The sequence below is a fragment of the Achromobacter sp. 413638 genome (assembly GCF_043119405.1).
Taxonomy (GTDB): Bacteria; Pseudomonadota; Gammaproteobacteria; order Burkholderiales; family Burkholderiaceae_B; genus Achromobacter.
The window spans coordinates 1-5404 of sequence record NZ_JBICCO010000152.1 but is presented as its reverse complement, the minus strand read 5'-3'; the positions used below and the strand labels follow the sequence as shown (position 1 = coordinate 5404).

The 5404-nt window shown below is 63.5% G+C and carries 3 protein-coding genes and 1 tRNA gene; all 4 read left to right on the top strand.

Annotation, left to right across the window (positions count from 1 at the left end; translation table 11 throughout):
• Nucleotides 1-63: 63 nt before the first annotated feature.
• The 4 genes from ACEU5R_RS31630 to ACEU5R_RS31615 all read left to right on the top strand — a co-directional run bounded on the left by ACEU5R_RS31630 (nt 64) and on the right by ACEU5R_RS31615 (nt 5396).
• Nucleotides 64-2268, top strand: coding sequence for a type I secretion system permease/ATPase (locus tag ACEU5R_RS31630; RefSeq protein WP_392413835.1), 2205 nt, complete (start codon nt 64-66; stop codon nt 2266-2268).
• Nucleotides 2269-2270: 2 nt separating this feature from the next.
• Nucleotides 2271-3698 (top strand): HlyD family type I secretion periplasmic adaptor subunit, encoded by a 1428-nt coding sequence (locus ACEU5R_RS31625; RefSeq protein ID WP_103272915.1) that lies wholly within the window; start codon nt 2271-2273, stop codon nt 3696-3698.
• 68 nt (nt 3699-3766) lie between these two features.
• Nucleotides 3767-5077 (top strand): TolC family outer membrane protein, encoded by a 1311-nt coding sequence (locus ACEU5R_RS31620; RefSeq protein ID WP_103272914.1) that lies wholly within the window; start codon nt 3767-3769, stop codon nt 5075-5077.
• A gap of 228 nt (nt 5078-5305) precedes the next feature.
• Nucleotides 5306-5396, top strand: a tRNA-Ser gene (locus ACEU5R_RS31615).
• The last annotated feature ends 8 nt before the right edge of the window (nt 5397-5404 follow it).

The window sequence follows — 5404 nt, the reverse complement described above, 5'->3', positions numbered from 1 at the left end:
CCGCGACGACACGCCGATGCGCGGCGTCCGCCGCATTGCTGACAGCAGGCCGGCATGGCCGATATGGAACCAGGTGCACCCCCGATGTCTTTGTCGTCCGGCCATATCGCAGTCGAAGAAAATTCCGATACCGCGCAAGCGCAACCCGCCGCCACAGCGCAACCCGAGCTTGACACGGGCATCGTCGCGTTGATGCTGCTTGCCAGATACCATCAGCTGCCGGTGGATCCAGCGCAAATCCGGCACCAGTACTCGGACGAGGGCAAGCCGCTATCGACCGAGCAGATCCTGCTCGCCTCCCGGCGGCTGGGCCTCAAGAGCCGCCTGGCGACGGTGGATATGAGCAGGCTGGGTACCACGCCGCTGCCCGCGATCGCGGTCATGGACAATGGCGACTTCGTCATCCTCGCCCGGCACGACGGCGACCGCGTCCTGATTCAACACCCCAGATCTGCCGGCCCGGAGATTCTGTCGATACAGGTTTTCGAAGCCTCGTGGTCCGGCAGGCTGATCCTGGCGACGTCGCGCGCGTCCGCCGCGGGCGCGCTGCAGAAGTTCGATTTCAGCTGGTTCGTCCCGGCCATCGTGAAGTACCGCAAGATGCTGGCGGAGGTATTCGTCGCCTCTTTCTCGCTGCAGCTCTTCGCCCTGGTAACCCCCCTGTTCTTCCAGGTGATCATGGACAAGGTGCTGGTGCACCGGGGGTTCACCACGCTGGACGTGATTGCGGTCGGGTTGTTCGCCGTCGTCACGTTCGAAGTGCTCATCACCGCGCTGCGCAGCTATCTGTTCACGCACACGTCCTGCCGCATCGACGTCGAGCTCGGATCGCGCCTATTCCGGCACCTGCTCCATCTGCCGCTCAACTATTTCCAGGCGCGCAGGGTCGGGGACTCCGTGGCCCGCGTGCGGGAACTGGAGCACATCCGCTCCTTTCTCACCGGCAACGCCATCACCCTGGTGCTCGACTTGTTTTTCTCGGTGCTGTTCCTGGCGGTGATGTTCTACTACAGCGCCAAGCTGAGCTGGATCGTCGTCGCCTCGCTGCCCTGCTACTTTCTGCTGTCGCTGGCGATCACCCCGTCATTGCGCCGCAAGCTTAACGAGAAGTTCTCGCGCGGCGCGGAAAACCAGGCCTTCCTGGTCGAGACCATCACCGGCATAGAGACCGTCAAGGCGTCCGCCGTGGAGCCGCAATGGATGCGGCGCTGGGACAATCAGCTCGCCGGCTATATCAAGGCGGGATTTCACGCCTCGCGCGTCGGCATCCTGGCCAACGGCAGCGTCACCTACATCAGCAAGCTCGTCACCGTGGCCACGATGTGGCTGGGGGCCAAGCTGGTGATAGACGGGGAACTGACGGTCGGACAGCTGATCGCCTTCAACATGCTGGCCGGCCACGTGGCGACGCCGGTCATGCGGATCGCCCAGCTCTGGACGGATTTCCAGCAGGTCGGCATCTCCGTCGAACGGCTGGGAGACATCCTGAACGCGCGGACCGAGCCGTCGACGCAGAAGAGCACGCTACCCGCCCTGCAAGGCCGTATCGAGTTCGACAATGTCGCGTTCCGCTACCAGCCCGGCATGCCCGAAGTGCTGCGCGGCGTATCGCTCGACATCCGGCCGGGCGAGTCCATAGGCATCGTGGGCCGATCCGGCTCCGGGAAAAGCACGCTGACCAAATTGCTGCAACGGCTGTACACGCCGGAGCGCGGCCGGGTCCTGATCGATGGCGTCGATCTGTCGACGATAGATCCCAGTTCCCTGCGCCGCCAGATCGGCGTCGTGCTCCAGGACAACATCCTGTTCAACCGCAGCATACGGGAGAACATCGCCCTGGCGGACCCAGGCGTCGCCCTGCCCGACGTGATCCGCGCGGCCCGCCTGGCGGGGGCTCACGATTTCGTCGCGGAACTGCCCGAAGGCTATGACACGATGGTCGGAGAGCATGGCGCGACGCTCTCCGGCGGGCAACGCCAGCGGCTGGCGATTGCCCGGGCGCTGATCAGCAACCCTCGGATCCTGATCTTCGACGAGGCCACCAGCGCGCTGGATTACGAATCCGAGAGCATCATCCAGGGAAACATGAAAGAGATCTCACGCGGCCGTTCGGTCATCGTCATCGCGCATCGCCTGTCCGCCGTCAAGCACGCCGACCGGATCATCGTTCTGGACAAGGGACTGGTCGTCGAGCAAGGCGCGCCCGACGAACTGGCGCAGCGGGCTGACGGACATTACGGCGCGCTGCTGCGCATGCAGCAGGGTTGAGCATGCGCGACTCGACACGCTTGGGCGCCTTCAAGGAACTGCTGGCCAAATATCGGGATGCCTGGCGCACGGCGTGGGCCACTCGCAGCGAAACGGATCCCCGACGCTATCGTGATGAAGAGGCTGAATTCCTGCCCGCCGCGCTTGAGCTGCAATTGCGGGCGGCCTCTCCGCTTCCGCGCGTCCTGTTGTGGTCGCTGCTCGGCATCGCGGTCGCCACTCTGCTGTGGGCGACCCTCGGCAAGGTGGACATCGTCGCCGTCGCGCAAGGCAAGATCATTCCCAGTGACCGGACCAAGGTCATCCAGCCGGTGGGCACGGCGACGATAAAAGCCATCTTCGTCCAGGAAGGCGATACCGTGGCCGCCGGCGACATCCTGGTGGAGTTGGATGATGTTGCCGCCAAGGCCGATATCGCGCGCATCTCGAACGAGATCGCCGCCCTGTCCATCGAGGCCAACCGGGCGCAGGCCATGCTCGACGCGATCCAGACGAACACGGCGCCAACGGTGGCGCGGCCCGACGATGCGCCGTTGACGGCCTGGCAGGATGCTCAGAACCTGACGCGTGGCGAATTCGCCACCCATGCGGCCAAGCTACGCGCGATAGACGCGGAAATCCTGCAGCGCAAGGCGGAATGGACATCGGTCCAGGCCCAGGTCAAGAAGCTGGAGGCGACCCGCCCCATTGCCAGGCAACGGGCCGCGTCCTTGCGGGAACTGGCGCAAGAGCAGTATGTCCCCAGGAGCGCCTATCTCGAGCGCGAACAGCTGCGCCTTGAGCTGGAGGGCGACCTCGCCTCGCAGACAAGCCGCCTGCAAGAGCTGCAGGCTCAGATTGCCTCCGCCGAGGAACAAAAGTCGAGCCTCATCGCGGAATCCATCCAGGTCAATCTGGAACGCATCCGCGAAAGCCGGCAAAAGATCGAGTCATTGCGGCAGGAACAGATCAAGGCCGGGCAGGTCCTGTTGTACACGCGCCTGACGGCGCCCGTCTCCGGCACCGTCCAGCAACTGGCCGTGCATACCGTCGGCGGCGTGGTCATGGCGGCGGAAAAGCTGATGCTGGTCGTTCCCCACGAGGAAAATGTGCTGGTGGAGGCCTTCCTGCCTAACAAGGACGTGGGCTTCGTGAAGAAAGGCCAGACCGCGGAGATCAAGGTCGAGACCTTTCCCTATACGCGATACGGAACCTTGCCGGCCTTGATCGAGTCCGTGTCGGAAGATGCGATCGAAGACAAGGAACTGGGCCTCATCTATGCCTTGCGCGCCAGCATACCGAAACGGACGATACGGACGGAAAACCGGGAAGCCAGGCTGATGCCCGGCATGCAGGTCACCGTCGAGGTCAAGACCGGCAAGCGCAGGATCATCCAGTATTTCCTGGATCCCCTGACCCAGTACGCGCAAGAGAGCATCCGCGAACGATGAGCCCACGACACTGCGCCCGGCGACCTGAGCGCTCCGGGCATTGGCGCCGCCGCGCGGCCATCGCCTGGATGGCCGGACTCGTCATGCTGGGCGCCTCGCCGGCCCGCGCGCTCGACCTGATCGAACTGCACGCGCTGGCGGTGCGGAACGACCCCGCCTTCCAGGCCGCGCTCAAGGACCGGGATGCGGGCGTGGCCCAGAAGGATATCGGCCGCGCCGGACTGCTGCCCAGCATCAATTACCGATACTCCACCGGCCAGAACCGCTCCAGGGTGACGCAAAGCACGTTCCTGGGCGACATCACCGAACACCGGAACTATCGCAGCTACTCCTCTTCCGTGGAATTGCAGCAGCCGTTGCTGGACTACGAAGCGATCTCCGCGTATCGGCAGGGCGAGGCGCTGGCGCTCTTCTCCAACGAAACATACCGAGGAAAAAGCCAGGAACTGGTGGTCCGGGTATTCGAAGCCTATACGCAGGCGCTGTATGCCAAGGACCAGCTGTTGCTGGCTCAGGCGCAAAAGCGGAGTTTTTCGGAACGCATGCAACTGAACCAGCGTCTGCTCGACCTCGGCGAAGGCACGCGCACCGACATCCTGGAGACATCGGCCCGCTACAACCTGGCGCAAGCCCAGGAGATCGAGGCGCAGGACAATGAAGACGCCGCCAATCGCGAACTCAGCGCCCTCAGCGGCCTGCCGCTCAATGCCCTGACGCTGGCGCCGTTGCACGGGCCGTTCACGATCAAGCCCCTGCTGCCCGATGAGTACGAAGCCTGGCAGGCACTGGCGCTACGGCACAATGCAACGCTCCAGTCGCTGGCTCACTCGATCGACGCCGCCGCGGCCAATGTCGAAAAGAGCCGGGCGGGGCATCTTCCCAAGGTCGGCCTGTACGCCCGCGCGGGCAAGGACAGCTCGAACTCGGAGAGCAGCTACAACCAGACCTATTCCACCAACAGCGTGGGCCTGCAGGTCAGCATCCCCCTGTACGCGGGAGGACGGGTGTCCGCCCAGACCGGACAGGCGGTCGATTCGATGGAAAAGCTGCGGTACGAGCGCGACGCGCGGCGCGACGCATTGCTCAACGATCTGCGCAAGCAATACAACCTGTACAAGAGTTCCGTCGCGAAGATCCGGGCGTATGAGTTGGCGGTTGCGTCGGCCAACCAGTTGATCGTCGCCACCCGCAAGAGCGTGGCCGGAGGGGAACGCGTCAACGTGGATGTATTGAATGCCGAACAGCAGCTGTATGACGCGTTGCGCAACCTGGCCCAGGCCAGATATGGCTACCTGGGCGCCTGGGTCAAGCTCAAATACTACGCAGGGACGCTGGATCCGGCCGACCTGGAACAGGTAGCCAGCTACTTCGGCCGCTAGGCCTCGCATGCCGGGCCCGGCCCGATTCCGCGAATTTTCGGAAGGGGCTACACAAACCAAAAAATCTATGTATAATTGCGGGCTTCGCTGCTCCGACAACGTAGATCCTTCCGACCAGGGATCTAACTGCGGGAAGCCTGGATTTTTCAAGCCCCTTTCAAACCCGAAGCCTGGGTGTAAAAAGGAAAAGCAAAAACCAGGACAACCGCCGTTACGGAACCCAGCCACGGAGAGGTGGCAGAGTGGTCGAATGTACCTGACTCGAAATCAGGCGTACGGTATCCCCGTACCGTGGGTTCGAATCCCACCCTCTCCGCCAGTATTTGA